The organism is Streptomyces sp. NBC_01092 (assembly GCF_045039535.1).
GTDB lineage: Bacteria > Actinomycetota > Actinomycetes > Streptomycetales > Streptomycetaceae > Streptomyces.
Window position 1 is genome coordinate 2619838 of record NZ_CP108659.1, and the last position, 17435, is coordinate 2637272.

At 72.9% G+C, this 17435-nt stretch carries 13 protein-coding genes; all 13 read left to right on the plus strand.

The window, feature by feature from the left end:
• Positions 1–89 precede the first annotated feature (89 nt).
• Positions 90–1031 carry a cobalamin biosynthesis protein gene (locus OG254_RS11575; RefSeq protein ID WP_405580261.1) on the plus strand — a complete coding sequence of 314 codons (942 nt, stop codon included), beginning with the start codon at positions 90–92 and terminating at the stop codon, positions 1029–1031.
• Complete coding sequence (locus tag OG254_RS11580) at positions 1028–2557, plus strand: cobyric acid synthase (RefSeq protein ID WP_405580264.1); 1530 nt, start codon at positions 1028–1030, stop codon at positions 2555–2557. The genes OG254_RS11575 and OG254_RS11580 overlap by 4 nt, the downstream gene beginning before the upstream one ends.
• A complete protein-coding gene (gene cobN, locus OG254_RS11585; RefSeq protein ID WP_405580267.1) occupies positions 2554–6210 on the plus strand; it encodes a cobaltochelatase subunit CobN in 3657 nt (1218 codons plus the stop codon). Before OG254_RS11580 ends, cobN begins: the two co-directional genes overlap by 4 nt.
• A complete protein-coding gene (locus tag OG254_RS11590; RefSeq protein WP_405580270.1) occupies positions 6207–8192 on the plus strand; it encodes a putative cobaltochelatase in 1986 nt (661 codons plus the stop codon). The genes cobN and OG254_RS11590 overlap by 4 nt, the downstream gene beginning before the upstream one ends.
• Positions 8192–8791, plus strand: coding sequence for a cob(I)yrinic acid a,c-diamide adenosyltransferase (gene cobO / locus OG254_RS11595; RefSeq protein ID WP_280852287.1), 600 nt, complete (start codon positions 8192–8194; stop codon positions 8789–8791). The genes OG254_RS11590 and cobO overlap by 1 nt, the downstream gene beginning before the upstream one ends.
• The gene (locus OG254_RS11600) at positions 8788–10278 is read left to right on the plus strand and encodes a cobyrinate a,c-diamide synthase (RefSeq protein ID WP_405580272.1); all 1491 of its coding nucleotides are present in this window, start codon (positions 8788–8790) and stop codon (positions 10276–10278) included. Before cobO ends, OG254_RS11600 begins: the two co-directional genes overlap by 4 nt.
• Positions 10263–11009 carry a precorrin-2 C(20)-methyltransferase gene (cobI, locus tag OG254_RS11605; protein WP_405580275.1) on the plus strand — a complete coding sequence of 249 codons (747 nt, stop codon included), beginning with the start codon at positions 10263–10265 and terminating at the stop codon, positions 11007–11009. Before OG254_RS11600 ends, cobI begins: the two co-directional genes overlap by 16 nt.
• 65 nt (positions 11010–11074) lie before the next feature.
• Positions 11075–11893, plus strand: coding sequence for a precorrin-4 C(11)-methyltransferase (cobM, locus tag OG254_RS11610; protein ID WP_405580277.1), 819 nt, complete (start codon positions 11075–11077; stop codon positions 11891–11893).
• Positions 11890–13128, plus strand: coding sequence for a precorrin-6y C5,15-methyltransferase (decarboxylating) subunit CbiE (gene cbiE / locus OG254_RS11615; RefSeq protein ID WP_405580280.1), 1239 nt, complete (start codon positions 11890–11892; stop codon positions 13126–13128). The genes cobM and cbiE overlap by 4 nt, the downstream gene beginning before the upstream one ends.
• The gene (gene cobJ / locus OG254_RS11620; RefSeq protein WP_405580284.1) at positions 13125–14825 is read left to right on the plus strand and encodes a precorrin-3B C(17)-methyltransferase; all 1701 of its coding nucleotides are present in this window, start codon (positions 13125–13127) and stop codon (positions 14823–14825) included. Before cbiE ends, cobJ begins: the two co-directional genes overlap by 4 nt.
• Positions 14822–15436: a precorrin-8X methylmutase gene (locus OG254_RS11625; RefSeq protein ID WP_405580287.1), complete on the plus strand. Its 615-nt coding sequence runs from the start codon at positions 14822–14824 to the stop codon at positions 15434–15436. The genes cobJ and OG254_RS11625 overlap by 4 nt, the downstream gene beginning before the upstream one ends.
• Positions 15433–16374: a sirohydrochlorin chelatase gene (locus OG254_RS11630; RefSeq protein WP_405580289.1), complete on the plus strand. Its 942-nt coding sequence runs from the start codon at positions 15433–15435 to the stop codon at positions 16372–16374. The genes OG254_RS11625 and OG254_RS11630 overlap by 4 nt, the downstream gene beginning before the upstream one ends.
• A complete protein-coding gene (gene cobC / locus OG254_RS11635) occupies positions 16364–17422 on the plus strand; it encodes an Rv2231c family pyridoxal phosphate-dependent protein CobC (RefSeq protein WP_405580292.1) in 1059 nt (352 codons plus the stop codon). The genes OG254_RS11630 and cobC overlap by 11 nt, the downstream gene beginning before the upstream one ends.
• Positions 17423–17435 lie beyond the last annotated feature (13 nt).

Sequence of the window (17435 nt, forward strand, 5' to 3'; positions counted from 1 at the left end):
CACCCTGAGTGAGGACATAACGCCATGCTCGCCTGCCGATCGACATGCAGTAGCAGACCCTCGTCTGACCCAGCGATCGGCTGACCCCGATGCGAGCCGATCGCGTTTTCGCGTACGGCGCCGCCGCCGGACTTCTCGGTGATCTGCTGCTCGGCGACCCTCGTCGGGGGCATCCGGTCGCCGCGTTCGGACGGGCTGCCGGCGCCGTGGAACGGGTGTTGTGGCGCGACGACCGCGCGTGGGGTGCGGTGCACACCGCCGTGTGCACCGGTGGCGCCGTGGCGGCAGGAGCGCTCGCCGCTCGTGCGGTACGTCCCTCTCCCGTCGCCTCCGTCGCGCTGACCGGCGCCGCCACCTGGGCGGTCGTCGGGGGGACTTCGCTGGCCCGGGAGGCCCGCGTCATCGGGCGAGCGCTGGAGGCGGGGGACATCGAGGGCGCCCGTGCCCGGCTGCCGCATCTGTGCGGGCGGGATCCGCAGGCGCTGGACGCGGACGGGATCGCGCGGGCCGTGGTCGAGTCCGTTGCCGAGAACACCTCCGATGCCGTCGTGGGGGCCCTTGTGTGGGGGGCCGTCGGCGGGGTGCCGGGGCTGCTCGGGTTCCGGGCCGTGAACACGCTCGACGCCATGGTCGGGCACAAGTCACCCAAGTACCGGCGCTACGGATGGGCTTCGGCCCGGCTCGACGACCTGGCCGGCTGGCCGGGGGCGCGGCTGACCGCCGTACTCGCCGCCGTCGCCGGGAGCGATCCCCGGGGAGCGGTACGGGCCTGGCGCGCCGACGCCGCCAAGCACCCGAGCCCCAACGCCGGGCCCGTCGAGGCGTCGTTCGCGGGCGCCCTCGGGGTGCGGCTCGGCGGGACGCTGTCGTACGGCGGCAGGGTCGAGCACCGGCCCGTGCTCAACACGGACGGGCGGGCCGTCGGCACCCACGACGTGGAACGGGCCGTACGGCTGTCGAAGCGTGTCAGCTTGCTGGCGCTCGGCGTCTGTGTCGCCGCGCGCCTCATCGCGAAGGGACGTCCCTCATGACGGGCGGTGGTCTCCTCGTCGCCGGCACCACCTCCGACGCCGGCAAGAGCGTCGTCACCGCGGGAATCTGCCGGTGGCTGGTGCGGCAGGGGGTCAAGGTCGCGCCGTTCAAGGCGCAGAACATGTCCCTCAATTCGTTCGTGACGAGGGAAGGTGCCGAGATCGGGCGGGCGCAGGCCATGCAGGCGCAGGCCTGTCGTGTCGAGCCGACCGCGCTCATGAATCCCGTGCTGCTCAAGCCCGGCGGCGAGCAGAGCAGTCAGGTCGTGCTGCTGGGGAAGCCCGTCGGTGAGCTCAGCGCACGCGGGTATCACGGCGGGCGGCAGCAGAAGCTGCTCGGGACCGTGCTCGACTGTCTCGCCGAATTGCGGGGCACGTATGACGCGGTGATCTGTGAGGGAGCCGGCTCTCCGGCCGAGATCAATCTGCGGCGGACCGACATCGTCAACATGGGGATCGCCCGCAATGCCGGGCTGCCCGTGCTGGTGGTGGGTGACATCGACCGCGGTGGCGTGTTCGCCTCCTTCTTCGGGACCGTCGCCCTCCTCTCGCCCGAGGATCAGGCGCTCGTCGCCGGGTTTCTGGTGAACAAGTTCCGGGGGGACGTCAGCCTGTTGGAGCCGGGGCTCGACATGCTGCACGAACTCACCGGACGCCACACCTACGGCGTCCTCCCCTTCCAGCACGGCCTCGGCATCGACGAGGAGGACGGGCTGCGGCCCTCTTTCAAATCAAACACAGCCCTGCGCGGGACGGTCCGGGAGTCGAACGTCGCCCCGCCCCTCGGGGAGGACGTGCTGCGCGTCGCCGTCTGTGCCGTCCCGCTCATGTCCAACTTCACGGACGTCGACGCCCTCGCCGCCGAACCCGGCGTCGTCGTGCGGTTCGTGGACCGGGCGGAGGAGCTGGCCGACGCCGACCTCGTCGTCATTCCGGGGACCCGGGGGACGGTCCGCGCGCTGGAGTGGCTGCGGGAGCGCGGGCTCGCCGATGCTCTCGCCCGCAGGGCCGCCGAGCAGCGCCCGATCCTCGGGATCTGCGGCGGCTTCCAGGTCCTCGGCGAGCACATCGAGGACGACATCGAGAGCCGGCGCGGGCACGTCGAAGGGCTCGGCATCCTGCCCGTCCGCGTCCGGTTCGCCCGCGAGAAGACCCTCACGCGGCCGGTGGGCGAAGCCCTCGGGGAGCCCGTCGAGGGGTACGAGATCCATCACGGGGTCGCCGAAATAAGCGGAGGCCGGCCATTCCTCGACGGCTGCCGGGTCGGCCAGACCTGGGGCACGCACTGGCACGGCTCGCTGGAGTCGGACGGCTTCCGGCGGGCCTTCCTGCGCGAGGTGGCCGCCGCCGCGGGCCGCCGCTTCGTGCCGGCGCCGGACACGTCGTTCGCCGCGCTGCGCGAGGAGCAGCTCGACCGGCTCGGCGACCTGATCGAACAGCACGCGGACACGGACGCGCTCTGGCGGCTCATCGAGTCGGGCGCGCCGCAAGGACTGCCTTTCATTCCACCGGGAGCGCCCGCATGAGCACAGTGTTGTTGTTGTCGACCGCCGACACGGATCTGCTGGCGGCCAGGGCCGCCTCCGGTGCCGACTACCGGATCGGCAACCCGACCCGCGTGGACGTCGAGGCCGAGCTGCCCGCGCTCCTCGACGGCGCGGACCTCGCCGTCGTACGACTGCTCGGCGGCAAGCGGGCCTGGGAGGACGGGCTGGCCAAGCTCAAGGCTTCCGGCATCCCCACCGTCCTGCTGGGCGGCGAGGCCGTGCCGGACGCGGAGCTGATGGCCGAGTCGTCCGTGCCGGCCGGTGTCGTGGCGGAGGCGCTGAAGTACCTGGTCGAGGGCGGCCCCGCCAACCTCACCGAGCTGGCCCGGTTCCTCTCCGACACCGTGCTGCTGACGGGCGAGGGGTTCGTCGAGCCGCAGAAGATGCCGGAGTACGGCGTCCACGGCGACCGTACGCTCCAGGAGGGCCGCCCGACCGTCGGCGTGCTCTTCTACCGGGCCCATGAGCTCAGCGGCAACACCGCGTTCGTGGACACCCTGTGCGACGCGATCGAGGCGCACGGCTCCAACGCCCTTCCCGTGTACTGCGGTTCGCTGCGCGGCGCGGACCCGGAGCTGTACGAGATCCTCGGCAAGGCCGACGCCCTCATCGCCACCGTCCTCGCCGCGGGCGGCACGCACGCCTCGCAGGCCTCGGCGGGCGGCGACGAGGAGGCGTGGGACATCGGGGCGCTCGCGGACCTCAACGTGCCGGTGCTGCAAGGGCTCTGCCTGACGTCGTCCCGCGCGGCCTGGGACGACTCCGACGCCGCGCTCTCCCCCATGGACGCGGCGATGCAGGTCGCCATCCCGGAGTTCGACGGGCGGCTCATCACCGTCCCGTTCTCCTTCAAGGAGCAGGGCCCGGACGACGTACCCGTGTACGTGGCCGACCCGGAGCGGGCCGGGCGCGTCGCCGGGATCGCCGTACGGCACGCGCGGTTGAAGCACAAGCCGAACGAGGACAAGAAGCTCGCGCTCGTCTTCACCGCCTACCCGACCAAGCACTCCCGCGTCGGCAACGCGGTCGGCCTGGACACGCCCGCGTCGGCGGTACGGGTCCTGGACGCGCTCAAGGCGGCCGGGTACGGCGTCACCGAGTACCCCGACAACGGCGACGAGTTGATCCACCGGCTCATCGAGGCCGGCGGGCACGACGTCGAGTGGCTCACCGAGGACCAGCTGTCCGCCGCGCCCGCGCGCGTGCCGCTGGCCGACTATCAGGCGTGGTTCGACAAGCTCGACCCGGAGCTGAGGGACGCGATGACCGAGGCGTGGGGCGAGCCGCCCGGCTCGCTGTACGTCGACGGGGACGACATCGTGCTCGCGTCCCTCCAGTTCGGGAACGTCGTCGTGATGATCCAGCCGCCGCGCGGCTTCGGCGAGAACCCGATCGCGATCTACCACGACCCGGACATGCCGCCGTCGCACCACTACATGGCGGCGTACCGGTGGCTGGAGAACTCGTTCGGCGCCGACGCCCTCGTCCACATGGGCAAGCACGGCACGATGGAGTGGCTGCCGGGCAAGGGGCTGGGGCTGAGCGGTGGTTGCGCTCCGGACGCCGTCCTCGGCGACCTGCCGCTGATCTACCCCTTCATCGTCAACGACCCCGGCGAGGGCACCCAGGCCAAGCGTCGTGGCCACGCCACCGTCGTCGACCACCTCGTGCCGCCGATGGCCCGCGCCGACACCTATGGCGACCTGGCCAAGCTGGAGCAGCTCCTCGACGAGTACGCGCTGGTCTCGGACCTGGACCCGACGAAGGCGCCGGCCGTGCGCGCGCAGATCTGGACGCTGGTCAAGGCGGCCGAGCTGCACCACGACCTGCATGTCGACGACCAGCCGGACGATGACGCCTTCGACGAGTTCGTCATGCACATCGACGGCTATCTGTGCGAGATCAAGGACGTGCAGATCCGCGACGGGCTCCACATCCTGGGCGGCGGCCCGGTCGGCGAGCCGCGCGTGAACCTGGTCCTCGCCGTGCTGCGTGCCTCGCAGGTGTGGGGCGGGCAGGCGAACGCGCTGCCGGGGCTGCGGGCCTCGCTGGCCGCTCACTTCGGTCTGGTCGAGAAGGAGTTGCTCGCCGAGCCGGGTGCGCCGCTGAAGGTGCCGGTCGAGCTGAGCGACCTGGTCGAGGGCCCGTCCCGGACGGCCGCCGACGCGATCGACCTGCTGGAGCAGCTGTGCCGGCGGATCGCGGAGGGGATGGAGTCCCGTGCCTGGGCGGCCGACGACAGCCGTGCTCTCATCCGTGACGTCCTCGGCTTCGAACTCCCCGAAGCGGTGGCCGTGTTGGAGTTCGCCTGCAACGAGGTCGTGCCGCGGCTCGCGCGGACCACCGACGAGATCGGCCACATCCTCAAGGCACTCGACGGCGGTTACGTTCCGGCGGGCCCGTCCGGGTCGCCGACCCGCGGACTGGTGAACGTTCTCCCCACCGGCCGGAACTTCTACTCCGTCGACCCCAAGGCCATCCCGTCCCGGCTGAGCTGGGAGGTCGGGCAGTCGCTCGCCGACTCGCTGGTGCAGCGGTACCTCCAGGACACGGGTGAGTACCCGAAGTCCGTCGGCCTCACCGTCTGGGGTACGTCCGCGATGCGCACCCAGGGCGACGACATCGCCGAGATCCTCGCGCTGCTGGGCTGCCGCCCGGTGTGGGACGACGCCTCGCGCCGGGTGACCGGCTTCGAGATCATCGGCCTGGAAGAGCTCGGGCGCCCGCGCATCGACGTCACCGTCCGTATCTCCGGCTTCTTCCGGGACGCGTTCCCGCATGTCGTCGGCCTGATCGACGACGCCGTGCGCAAGGTCGCCGAGCTGGACGAGCCCGCCGAGCAGAACTTCGTGAAGGCCCACGCCGACGCGGACACCGCCGAGCACGGTGACCGGCGGCGCGCGACGGCCCGTATCTTCGGCTCCAAGCCGGGCGCGTACGGCGCCGGTCTGCTGCCGCTGATCGACGCCCGCAACTGGCGCTCGGACGCCGACTTGGCCGAGGTGTACGCCGTCTGGGGCGGCTACGCCTACGGGCGCGGGCTCGACGGGCGGGCGGCGCGCGGGGACATGGAGACGGCGTTCAAGCGGATCGCGGTCGCCGCGAAGAACGTCGACACGCGCGAGCACGACCTCGTCGACGCCGACGACTACTTCCAGTACCACGGCGGCATGGTCGCCATGGTGCGGCACCTGACCGGCACCAACCCCGAGGCGTACGTGGGTGACTCCGCCGTACCGGACCAGGTGAAGACCCGCACGCTTGGCGAGGAGACGCACCGCGTGTTCCGCGCCCGGGTGGTCAACCCGCGCTGGATGGCGGCCATGCGCCGGCACGGCTACAAGGGCGCTTTCGAGATGGCGGCGACCGTGGACTACCTGTTCGGGTACGACGCCACGGCGGGCGTGGTCGACGACTGGATGTACGAGAAGCTCAGCGCCGAGTACGTCTTCGACCCGGAGAACCGGGACTTCATGAAGAAGTCCAATCCATGGGCGCTGCGCGGCGTCACCGAGCGGCTCCTGGAGGCCGCCGACCGCGGGCTGTGGGCCGAGCCGGACGCCGACACGCTGGAGCGGCTGCGCGCCACGTACCTGGAGCTGGAAGGCGACTTGGAGGGCGACGACAAGTGACAACTCCCTTCCCTTTTACGGCCGTTGTCGGCCAGGACGACCTGCGGCTCGCGCTGCTGCTGAACGCCGTGTCACCGGCGGTCGGCGGTGTGCTGGTGCGCGGCGAGAAGGGCACGGCCAAGTCGACGGCCGTACGGGCGCTGTCGGCGCTGATGCCCCAGGTCCCTGTGGTCGCCGGATGCCGCTTCTCCTGTGACCCCGCCTCTCCCGACCCCGCGTGCCCGGACGGGCCGCACGAGTCCGGGCCGGGCACGGCACGCCCCGCCCGCATGGTCGAACTCCCCGTCGGTGCCTCCGAGGACCGGTTGGTCGGCGCCCTGGACATCGAGCGCGCGCTCGCCGAGGGCGTCAAGGCCTTCGAGCCGGGACTGCTCGCCGACGCCCACCGCGGGATCCTCTACGTCGACGAGGTCAACCTCCTCCACGACCACCTGGTCGACCTGCTGCTGGACGCGGCGGCGATGGGCGCGTCGTATGTGGAGCGCGAGGGTGTGTCGGTCCGGCACGCCGCCCGCTTCCTGCTCGTCGGGACGATGAACCCCGAGGAGGGCGAGCTGCGGCCGCAGTTGCTCGACCGGTTCGGGCTGACCGTCGAGGTCGCGGCCTCGCGGGAGCCCGACCAGCGGGTGGAGGTCGTGCGGCGGCGGCTCGCGTACGACGACGATCCGGGCGCCTTCGCCGCGCGGTGGGCGGACGAGGAAGCCGCCGTACGTGCGCGGATCGTGGCGGCGCGGGAGCTGTTGCCGTCGGTGCGGCTCGGTGACGGGGCGCTGCGGCAGATCGCGGCGACCTGCGCCGCCTTCGAGGTGGACGGGATGCGGGCCGACATCGTGATGGCCCGTACGGCCACCGCGCTGGCCGCGTGGGCCGGGCGGACGGATGTGCTCGCCGAGGACGTGCGGCAGGCGGCCCTGCTCGCGCTGCCGCACCGCAGGCGCCGCAATCCCTTCGACGCGCCGGGTCTGGACGAGGACAAGCTCGACGAGACGCTGGAGGAGTTCAGCGGCGAGGGCGACGAGGATCCCGACCCGGACGGGCCCGGTGGAGGTGGCGGGCAGCCGCCGTCCGACGGGCCGGACAGCAGTGGTGGTGGATCCGGTGCGCGTCCGGAGGCCGGCGAGGACGGGGAGCCGCAGGCTTCCGGGGCCGGGGAGCAGACTCCCGTACGGGCCGCCGAACCTTTCCGGACGAAGGTGCTGAGCGTGCCGGGTATCGGTGAGGGTGCCGCCGGGCGGCGTTCGCGGGCGCGGACCGAGCACGGTCGGACGACGGGCGCGCGGCGGCCCCGGGGGGCGCTCACCAAGCTGCACCTGGCGGCCACCGTGCAGGCGGCGGCGCCGCATCAGCGGGCCCGGGGGCGGTCGGGGCGCGGCCTTGTGGTGCGCCGGGACGATCTGCGGCAGGCGGTGCGGGAGGGGCGCGAGGGCAATCTCGTGCTGTTCGTCGTGGACGCCTCCGGGTCGATGGCGGCCCGGCAGCGGATGAGCGCCGTGAAGGGGGCCGTGCTGTCGCTGCTGCTGGACGCGTATCAGCGGCGGGACAAGGTGGGCCTGGTGACGTTCCGGGGGTCGGCCGCCGATGTGGCGCTGCCGCCGACGTCGTCGGTGGATGCGGCGGCGGCTCGGCTGGAGTCACTGCCGACCGGGGGGCGTACGCCGCTCGCGGCCGGGCTGTTGAAGGCCCATGAGGTGCTGCGGGTCGAGCGGCTCCGGGATCCGGCTCGGCGGGCCCTGGTGGTGCTGGTGACCGACGGGCGGGCCACGGGTGGGCCCGAGCCGGTGGCGCTCGCGGGGCGGGCGGCTCGGTTGTTCGCGGCCGAGGAGGTCGCCTCCGTGGTCGTGGACTGCGAGTCCGGGCCCGTGCGGCTGGGGCTGGCCGGGCAGCTCGCGGGTGAGCTCGGGGGTACGGCTGTGACGTTGGACGAGTTGCGGGCGGACTCGATTGCCGGGCTGGTGAAGGACGTACAGAGGAGGGCCGCGTAATGCCTCAGGGGCAGCCGAGTGTGGTGCCGGACGATGGGCTGACGACTCGTCAGCGGCGTAATCGGCCTCTGGTGGTCGTGCACACGGGGATCGGCAAGGGCAAGTCGACCGCCGCGTTCGGGCTTGCGCTGAGGGCCTGGAATCAGGGCTGGCCCATCGGGGTGTTCCAGTTCGTGAAGTCGGCCAAGTGGAAGGTCGGCGAGGAGAACGCGCTGCGGGTGCTCGGGGCCAGTGGTGAGGGCGGGTCCGTCGACTGGCACAAGATGGGTGAGGGGTGGTCCTGGGTCCAGCGGGATGCCCAGATGGACAACGAGGAGAAGGCTCGCGAGGGCTGGGAGCAGGTCAAGCGGGATCTGGCGGCCGAGACGTACAAGCTGTATGTGCTCGATGAGTTCGCCTATCCGATGCACTGGGGGTGGGTGGACACCGATGAGGTCGTCGACGTGTTGCGGAATCGGCCGGGGACGCAGCATGTCGTGATCACCGGGCGGAACGCGCCCGAGAAGCTTGTCGACCTCGCCGATCTCGTGACCGACATGTCCAAGGTCAAGCACCCGATGGATGCCGGTCAGAAGGGCCAGAGAGGCATCGAGTGGTGAGTGCTTCCGTCCCTCGGCTGGTCATTGCCGCGCCCTCGTCGGGGAGCGGCAAGACCACCGTTGCCACGGGGTTGATGGCCGCGTTCGCCGCGCGGGGGCTTGCCGTGTCTCCGCACAAGGTCGGGCCGGACTACATCGATCCCGGGTATCACGCGCTCGCGAGCGGGCGGGTGGGGCGGAATCTCGACGCGTATCTGTGTGGGCCGGAGCTGATCGGGCCGTTGTTCTCGCACGGGGCTCGTGGGTGCGACATCGCCGTCGTCGAAGGTGTCATGGGGATGTACGACGGGGCTGCGGGGGAAGGTGAACTGGCTTCCACCGCTCACGTGGCGAAGTTGCTGCGGGCGCCGGTGGTGTTGGTGGTCGATGCCTCGTCGCAGTCGCGGTCTGTGGCTGCGCTGGTGCACGGGTTCGCGTCCTGGGATCCGGAGGTGCGGGTCGGTGGCGTGATCCTGAACAAGGTCGCGTCCGATCGGCATGAGGAGTTGCTGCGGGAGGCGTTGGACTCGGCCGGGGTGCCTGTGCTGGGGGTCCTGCGGCGGGTGGCTCAGGTGGATACGCCGTCTCGGCATCTGGGGTTGGTGCCGGTTGCGGAGCGGCACGCTGCCGCTGTCGAGGCCGTGGCGGCGATGAGGGCGCAGGTCGAGGCCGGGTGTGATCTGGAGGGGTTGCTGGGGCTGGCGCGGAGTGCGGGTGTGGTGTCGGGTGCGGCTTGGGATGTGGCTGAGGTCTTGGCTCCCGCGGCGGAGCCGCTGATGGATGCAGCGCCCCCGCCGCCCCTTCCCGTCCCGACCCTGGGGGCTGCGCCCCCAGACCCCCGCTTTCGGCCCGAAGGGCCTCGTCCTCAAACTCCCCCAGAGGGGGGACCCCCAGACGGGCTGGATGGTGTGAGAGTTGCTGTCGCCGGCGGGCCCGCCTTCACCTTCTCCTACGCCGAGCACTCCGAGCTGCTTGCCGCCGCCGGTGCCGAGGTCGTCGTCTTTGATCCGCTTCGGGACGAGCAACTGCCCGACGGTACGAGCGGGTTGGTCATCGGGGGCGGTTTCCCCGAGGTGTACGCGTCCGAACTGTCCGCCAACGAACCCCTGCGCAAGGCCGTCGCCGCCCTCGCGGAGAGCGGGGCTCCCGTCGCCGCCGAGTGTGCGGGGCTGCTGTATCTGTGCCGGGAGCTGGACGGGCAGCCCATGTGCGGAGTGCTCGACGCGAGCGCGCGGATGAGCGAACGGCTCACGCTCGGGTACCGGGACGCGGTCGCCGTCAGCGACAGTTCCCTCGCCGCCGCCGGAACGCGGATGCGCGGACACGAGTTTCATCGGACCGTCGTCGAGCCGGGCTCGGGGGCGGCGCCTGCCTGGGGTGTGCGTACGCCCCCTCGGCGGGTCGAAGGTTTTGTACAGCAGGGCGTGCACGCGAGTTATCTGCATACGCACTGGGCCTCGGAGCCCGGTGTCGCCCGTCGGTTCGTCGAGAGGTGCCGGACGTCATGAGCAGCAGCAGGTTGATCGGAGTCGGGGTCGGTCCCGGCGATCCGGAGCTGGTGACCGTCAAGGGCGTCAATGCTCTGCGGGCCGCCGATGTCGTGGTCGTGCCGGTCATGGACACCGGAGAGCGCGGGCGGGCCGAGGCGACCGTGCTGCACTACGTGCCCGCGGAGAAGGTCGTACGGATCGTGTTCGCGCTCAATGAGCGCACCGACCGTGCTCGGCGCGAGGCCGCCTGGGACGCGGCGGGTGAGCGGGTCGCCCAGCTGCTGGAGGTGCATGACGTCGTCGCCTTCGCCACCATCGGTGACCCCAACGTGTACTCCACCTTCACGTATCTTGCGCAGACCATCGGCGAGTCGGCTCCCGGCACCCTCGTGGAGACCGTCCCGGGCATCACCGCCATGCAGGACCTCGCCGCCCGTTCGGGGGCCGTGCTCACCGAGGGGACCGAGCCGCTCACGCTCGTGCCCGTCACCGCCGGATCGGCCGTGCTCAAGGACGCGCTCGCCGGGCCCGGCACGGTCGTCGCCTACAAGTTCGGGCGGCAGGCGGCCGAGGTCGCCGAGGCGTTGCGGGAGACCGGGCGGATCGGCGACGCGGTGTGGGGGTCGGCGCTGGGGCTGGCGGAGGAGTCCATCCGGCCTGCCTCCGAGCTCGACGACGCCCCCCTGCCGTACCTCTCGACGCTCATCGCACCCGCCCGGCGTGAGGGCGGACGTGGCGGCAAGCTCTGACGCCTGCCCGCCCCACGCCCGGACACCAACCCCCGCTCGCCCCCTGTAGGAGAGGACCGATCCCCATGGCCGAAGCCCCCACCGGCAAAGTGACGTTCGTCGGTGCCGGCCCCGGCGCCGCCGATCTGCTGACGTTCCGTGCCGCGCGTGCCATCGCCGAGGCCGACGTCGTGATCTGGGCGGCCAGCCTGGTCCAGGCGGAGGTCCTCCAGCACGCCCGCGAGGACGCCGAGATCCTCGACTCGGCGACCATGTCCCTGGAGGACGTCGTGGCCGTCTACGAGCGAGCCCGCGATGAAGGGCGCAGTGTCGCCCGTATCCACTCCGGTGACCCCGCCCTCTGGGGCGGCACCCAGGAGCAGCTCGACCGGTGTGCCTCGATCGGCATCGAGACCGAGATCGTGCCCGGTGTCTCCGCCTTCTCCGCGGTCGCCGCGCTCGCCCAGCGGGAGCTGACCATCCCCGAGGTCGCCCAGTCGGTCGTGCTCACCCGGCTCGGTGGCGGCAAGACGCCGATGCCGCCCGGCGAGGAGGTGCGGGAGTTCGCCAAGCACGGGACGACCATGGCAATCTTCCTGTCGGCGGCCCGCAGCGGACAGCTCGTGCGGGAGCTGCTGGAGGGCGGGTATCCGACGTCCACACCGGTCGTCGTCGCCTACCAGGCGACCTGGCCGGAGGAGCTCGTGGTGCGGTGCACCATCGAGACCCTGGAGGAGACCGTCAAGGAGCACAAGCTCTGGAAGCACACCCTGTTCCTGGTCGGCCCGGCCCTCGACGCCCACGGCACGCGTTCGCACCTGTACCACCCCGGCCACTTCCACGGGTACCGCAAGGCCGACCCCGAGGCGCGCAAGGCCCTGCGGGAGCGGGGGGCCAGTACGTGATCACCGTCGTCGGTACGGGCACGGGGGCGCCGCTGCCCGAGGACGTCCTCGCCGGGGCCGAGCTGGTCGTCGGCGGGCGGCGGCATCTGGACGCCGTACGGCCGGCCGAGGGCGTGGAGCAGGTTGTGCTCGGGGCGCTGGCTCCCGCCCTCGACACCATCGCGGAGTACGTCGAGAAGGACCGGCGCGTGGTCGTGCTGGCCTCCGGCGACCCGGGGTTCTTCGGGATCGTGCGGGTGCTGGCCGAGCGGTTCGGGTCGGAGCGGCTCCAGGTGCGGCCGGGGGTGTCCTCCGTCGCCTCCGCGTTCGCGCGGATCGGGCTGCCGTGGGACGACGCGGTCGTCGTCAGCGCGCACGGGCGGGAGCTGCGTACTGCGGTGAACGTCTGCCGGGCGCGGCCGAAGGTGGCGGTGCTGACCGGGCCGGGTGCCGGGCCCGCCGAGCTGGGCGCCGCGCTCGCCCGCAAGGCGGACGCGCGGGTGCTCGTCGTCGCCTCCGCGCTGGGCTCGGAGGATGAGCGGCTGGAGCGGGTCACGCCCGCGGAGGCCGCCGCCCGTGACTGGGGTCCGTCCGTGAACGTGGTGCTGTGCCTGGACCCGGCGCGGGCGCTCGGTGGTGTGCGTACGGTCGCCGGGGTGGGCGTCGGGCCCGCCGCGTGGGCACTGGACGAGGGCGAGTTCGCCCACCGCGACTCGATGATCACCAAGTTCGAGGTACGGGCGCTCGCGCTGGCCCGTCTCGGGCCGCGGCTGGGCGAGCTCGTCTGGGACGTCGGCGCGGGCTCCGGGTCCGTGGCCGTGGAGTGCGCGCGGCTCGGTGCCGCCGTCACCGCGGTCGAGAAGACCCGGGACGGAGTCGAGCGGATCCGTGCCAACGCCGTCGCGCACGGCGTCGATGTGCGCGTCGTGCACGGGGCGGCGCCCACCGTCCTGTCCGACCTCGACGATCCGGACGCCGTGTTCATCGGGGGCGGCGGGCGCGAGCTGCCGGCCATCGTCACCGCGTGCGCGCGGCGCGCCCGGCGTGCGGTCGTCATCGCCATGGCGGCGCTGGACCGGGTGCCGGCCGCCCGCGAGGCGCTCATCGGCGCCGGGTTCGAGTGCGACGGCGTGCTGCTGCACTCGTCGCGGCTCGCGCCGCTGCCGGGGGATGTGACGCGGCTCGCGTCGACGAATCCGGTGTTCCTGTTGTGGGGTGTCAGAAAGCCCCTGGACCGTGAGGGAGTTGCTCAGTGATCGGCCTCATTTCCGCCACCTCTGCGGGGGCGGCGGCGCGGGACCGGCTGGCCGCGGCGTGGCCGGAGCGCGTGCGCGTGTACGACGGGCCCGTCGGGGACGCCGTACGGCGGGCGTTCGCGGAGTGCGAGCAGCTCGTGTGCTTCCTGGCGACGGGGGCCGTCGTACGGCTCGTCGCACCGCTGCTGGGCGACAAGACGTCCGACCCGGGTGTGGTGTGCGTCGACGAGGGCGGGCGGTTCGCCGTGTCGCTGGTCGGCGGGCACGGCGGCGGGGCCAATGAACTCGCCCGGGAGGTCGGGGAGTTGCTGGGCGCCGCGCCCGTGGTGACGACGGCGACCGATGCCGTGGGGGTGCCCGGTCTGGACACGCTCGGGTTTCCCGTGGCGGGCGACGTGGCCGGGGTCTCGCGGGCGCTGCTGGATGGTGAGCCGGTGGCGCTCAGGGCGGAGCTCGACTGGCCCTTGCCGCCCCTGCGGGTCGGCGCCGAGGGGGCGTACACGATCCGCCTGACGGACCGGCTGGTCGAGCCCGCCGAGCGTGAGGTCGTCCTGCGTCCGCCGTCGCTCGTCGTCGGTGTCGGGGCGTCCAAGGGCGCGCCGGTCGAGGAGGTGCTCACGCTCGTCACGGAGGCCCTCCGCGACGCCGGCCTCTCCCCCGAGTCCCTCGCCGAACTCGCCACCGTCGACGCCAAGGCCGACGAGCCCGGCATCGTCGAGGCCGCCGAGCGCCTGGGCGTGCCTCTTGTGACGCACTCAGCCGACGCGTTGGCCGCCGTGGAGGTCCCCAACCCCTCCGACGCGCCCCTCGCCGCCGTGGGCACCCCCTCGGTCGCCGAGGCCGCGGCGCTCGTCGGCGGTGGTGAACTCCTCGTACCGAAGCGGAAGTCGCAGCGCGCCGACGGGCAGCCGGCGATGGTGACCTGTGCCGTCGTACGGCGGCCCGGGCGCGGGCGGCTCGCGGTCGTCGGGCTCGGGCCCGGTGCCCGTGACCTGCTGACGCCGCGCGCGAAGGCGGAGCTGCGGCGGGCCTCCGTGCTGGTCGGGCTCGATCAGTACGTCGACCAGATCCGCGATCTGCTGCGGCCCGGCACCCGGGTCCTGGAGTCGGGGCTCGGCGCCGAGGAGGAGCGGGCGCGCACGGCCGTGGCGGAGGCCCGCAAGGGTCAGGCCGTCGCGCTGATCGGCAGCGGGGACGCGGGCGTGTACGCCATGGCCTCCCCCGCGCTCGCCGAGGCGTCCGACGACATCGACGTGATCGGAGTGCCCGGTGTGACGGCCGCCCTCGCGGCCGCCGCCATCCTGGGTGCGCCGCTCGGGCACGACCATGTGTCGATCAGCCTCTCCGACCTGCACACTCCGTGGGAGGTCATCGAGCGGCGGGTGCGGGCGGCGGCCGAGGCGGACATCGTGGTCACCTTCTACAACCCGCGTTCGCGGGGCCGCGACTGGCAGCTGCCGAAGGCGCTCGCGATCCTCGCCGAGCACCGGCAGCCCTCGACGCCGGTCGGTGTCGTCCGCAACGCGTCGCGGCCGGACGAGTCCAGTCGGCTCACGACTCTGGGTGCCCTGGACCCGGCGACGGTCGACATGATGACGGTCGTGACGGTCGGCAACACCGCGACCCGGGACATCGCCGGGCGCATGGTGACGCCGCGCGGCTACCGGTGGCAGGCATCGCAGGAGGACGCGAAGTGAACCGAGTCGTCCATCCGATCGAGGAGGAGTCCTACCGGCGGCTGCGCGCCCGGCTGGACACCTCGCACTTCCCGCCGCTGACCCGGGCGGTCGTGGAGCGGGTCATCCACTCGGCCGCCGACCTCGACTACGCCACCGACCTCGTCATGGAGGAGGGTTCCCTCCAGAAGGCGCACGCGGCGCTGCACTCCGGGGCGCCCGTGGTCGTCGACGTCGAGATGGTGGCCGCCGGGATCACCCGGCGCGAGACCGTCTGCCGGCTGAAGGACGCCGTGGCCGGCCCGGGGCTGACCCGGTCGGCGCACGCGATCCGGCTCGCGTACGAGCAGGTCGGCCCGGGTGCCCTGTGGGTGATCGGCAACGCGCCGACCGCGCTGGAGGAACTGCTGACCCTGGACGCCGCTCCCACCCTCGTCATCGGCCTGCCGGTCGGCTTCGTCGGTGCGGTCGAGTCCAAGGCCGCGTTGCGCGAGAGCGGGCTGCCCGCCGTGAGCAACGTGTCCGAGAAGGGCGGTTCGGCGGTCGCCTCCGCCGCGCTCAACGCCCTGCTGTACCACCCCCTTTCGCACCCTGTTCCACACCCTGATCTGCATTCCGAGGAGAAATCGTGACCACCCCGCCGCCCGCCCTGCTCATCGCCGGTCATGGCACCCGGGACGAGGCCGGAGCCGAGGCGTTCCGCGACTTCGTACGGGAGTTGGGGCGCCGCCACCCCGAACTGCCCGTCGCGGGCGGCTTCATCGAGCTCTCCCCGCCGCCGCTGGGCGAGGCCGTCACCGAGCTGGTCGACAAGGGCGTGCGGCGGTTCGCCGCGGTGCCGCTGATGCTGGTGTCCGCCGGGCACGCCAAGGGCGACATCCCGGCCGCGCTGGCCCGCGAGAAGGAGCGCCACCCCGGGGTCTCCTACACCTACGGCCGTCCGCTGGGCCCGCATCCGTCGCTGCTGTCCGTCCTGGAGCGGCGGCTCGACGAGGCCCTCGGCGCGCAAGGCAAGCGCACGCCCGGGGACCGGGCCGATGTGACCGTCCTGCTGGTCGGGCGCGGCTCGACCGACCCGGACGCCAACGCCGAGGTGCACAAGGCGGCCCGGCTGCTGTGGGAGGGGCGTGGTTACGCGGGCGTGGAGACGGCGTTCGTGTCGCTGGCGGCGCCGGACGTGCCGAGCGGCCTGGACCGGTGCGTGAAGCTGGGGGCGCGCAGGATCGTCGTCCTCCCCTACTTCCTGTTCACCGGCATCCTGCCGGATCGCGTACGCCAGCAGACGGAGGGCTGGGCGGCCGCGCACCCGGAGATCGACGTGCGCTCGGCGGACGTCATCGGTCCGGAGCCGGAGCTGCTCGATCTGGTGATGGAGCGCTACGAGGAGGCCGTGAAGGGCGATCTGCGGATGAACTGCGACTCGTGCGTGTACCGCATCGCGCTGCCCGGCTTCGAGGACAAGGTCGGCCTGCCGCAGCAGCCGCACTTCCACCCGGACGACGACGACCATCACCACGGACACGGCCACGGCCACGGCCACCACCATGGCGCCCATTCCCATGCACACTGAGGCGCACGACCTTCGCCACCACGGCGACGCCGAGGTCCGTGACGACGGCTCGGCGCTCGTCGACCTCGCCGTGAACGTCCGCGCGGACACTCCGCCCGTGTGGCTGCGCGAGCGCATCGCCGGGTCGCTGGGCTCGCTCGCGGCCTACCCGGACGGGCGGGCCGCGCGGGCGGCGGTGGCGGCGCGGCACGGGCTGCCGGCGGAGCGGGTGCTGCTGACGGCCGGAGCGGCGGAGGCGTTCGTGCTGCTGGCCCGCGCGCTGAAGGTGCTCCGGCCGGTCGTCGTGCACCCGCAGTTCACGGAGCCGGAGGCGGCGCTGCGGGACGCCGGGCACACCGTCGACCGGGTGCTGCTGCGGGAGGAGGACGGCTTCCGGCTCGACCCGGCGGCCGTCCCGGAGGACGCCGACCTGGTGGTGATCGGCAACCCGACGAATCCCACCTCGGTGCTGCACCCGGCCGCGTCCCTCGCCGAACTGGCCCGTCCTGGGCGGACGTTGGTCGTGGACGAGGCCTTCATGGACGCGGTGCCGGGCGAGCGGGAGGCGCTGGCCGGGCGGACGGACGTGCCGGGCCTGGTGGTGCTGCGCAGCCTGACGAAGACCTGGGGTCTGGCCGGGCTGCGGATCGGCTACGTCCTGGCCGCCCCGGAGACCGTGGCCGACCTGGAGCGCGCCCAGCCCCTGTGGCCGGTCTCCACGCCGGCGCTGGCCGCCGCCGAGGCCTGCGTGTCCTCCCAGGCGCTGGCGGAGGCGGCTCACGCGGCTCACCGCATCGCCGCGGACCGGGCCCATCTCGTCGCCGGGCTGGGCGCGTTCGCCTCGGCCGGGCTCCGGGTCGTCGGGCCGGCCGAGGGGCCGTTCGTCCTCGTACGGCTGCCGGAGGCGACCGCGGTGCGCCGGCGCCTGCGCGACCTCGGGTACGCGGTCCGGCGCGGGGACACCTTCCCCGGCCTTGGCGAGGAGTGGCTGCGGCTGGCGGTGCGGGACCGGGGGACGGTCAGCGGGTTCCTGCGGGCGCTGGAGCGGGCGGTGGAACCGGCGGGCTGAGCCGGCCCCGCCG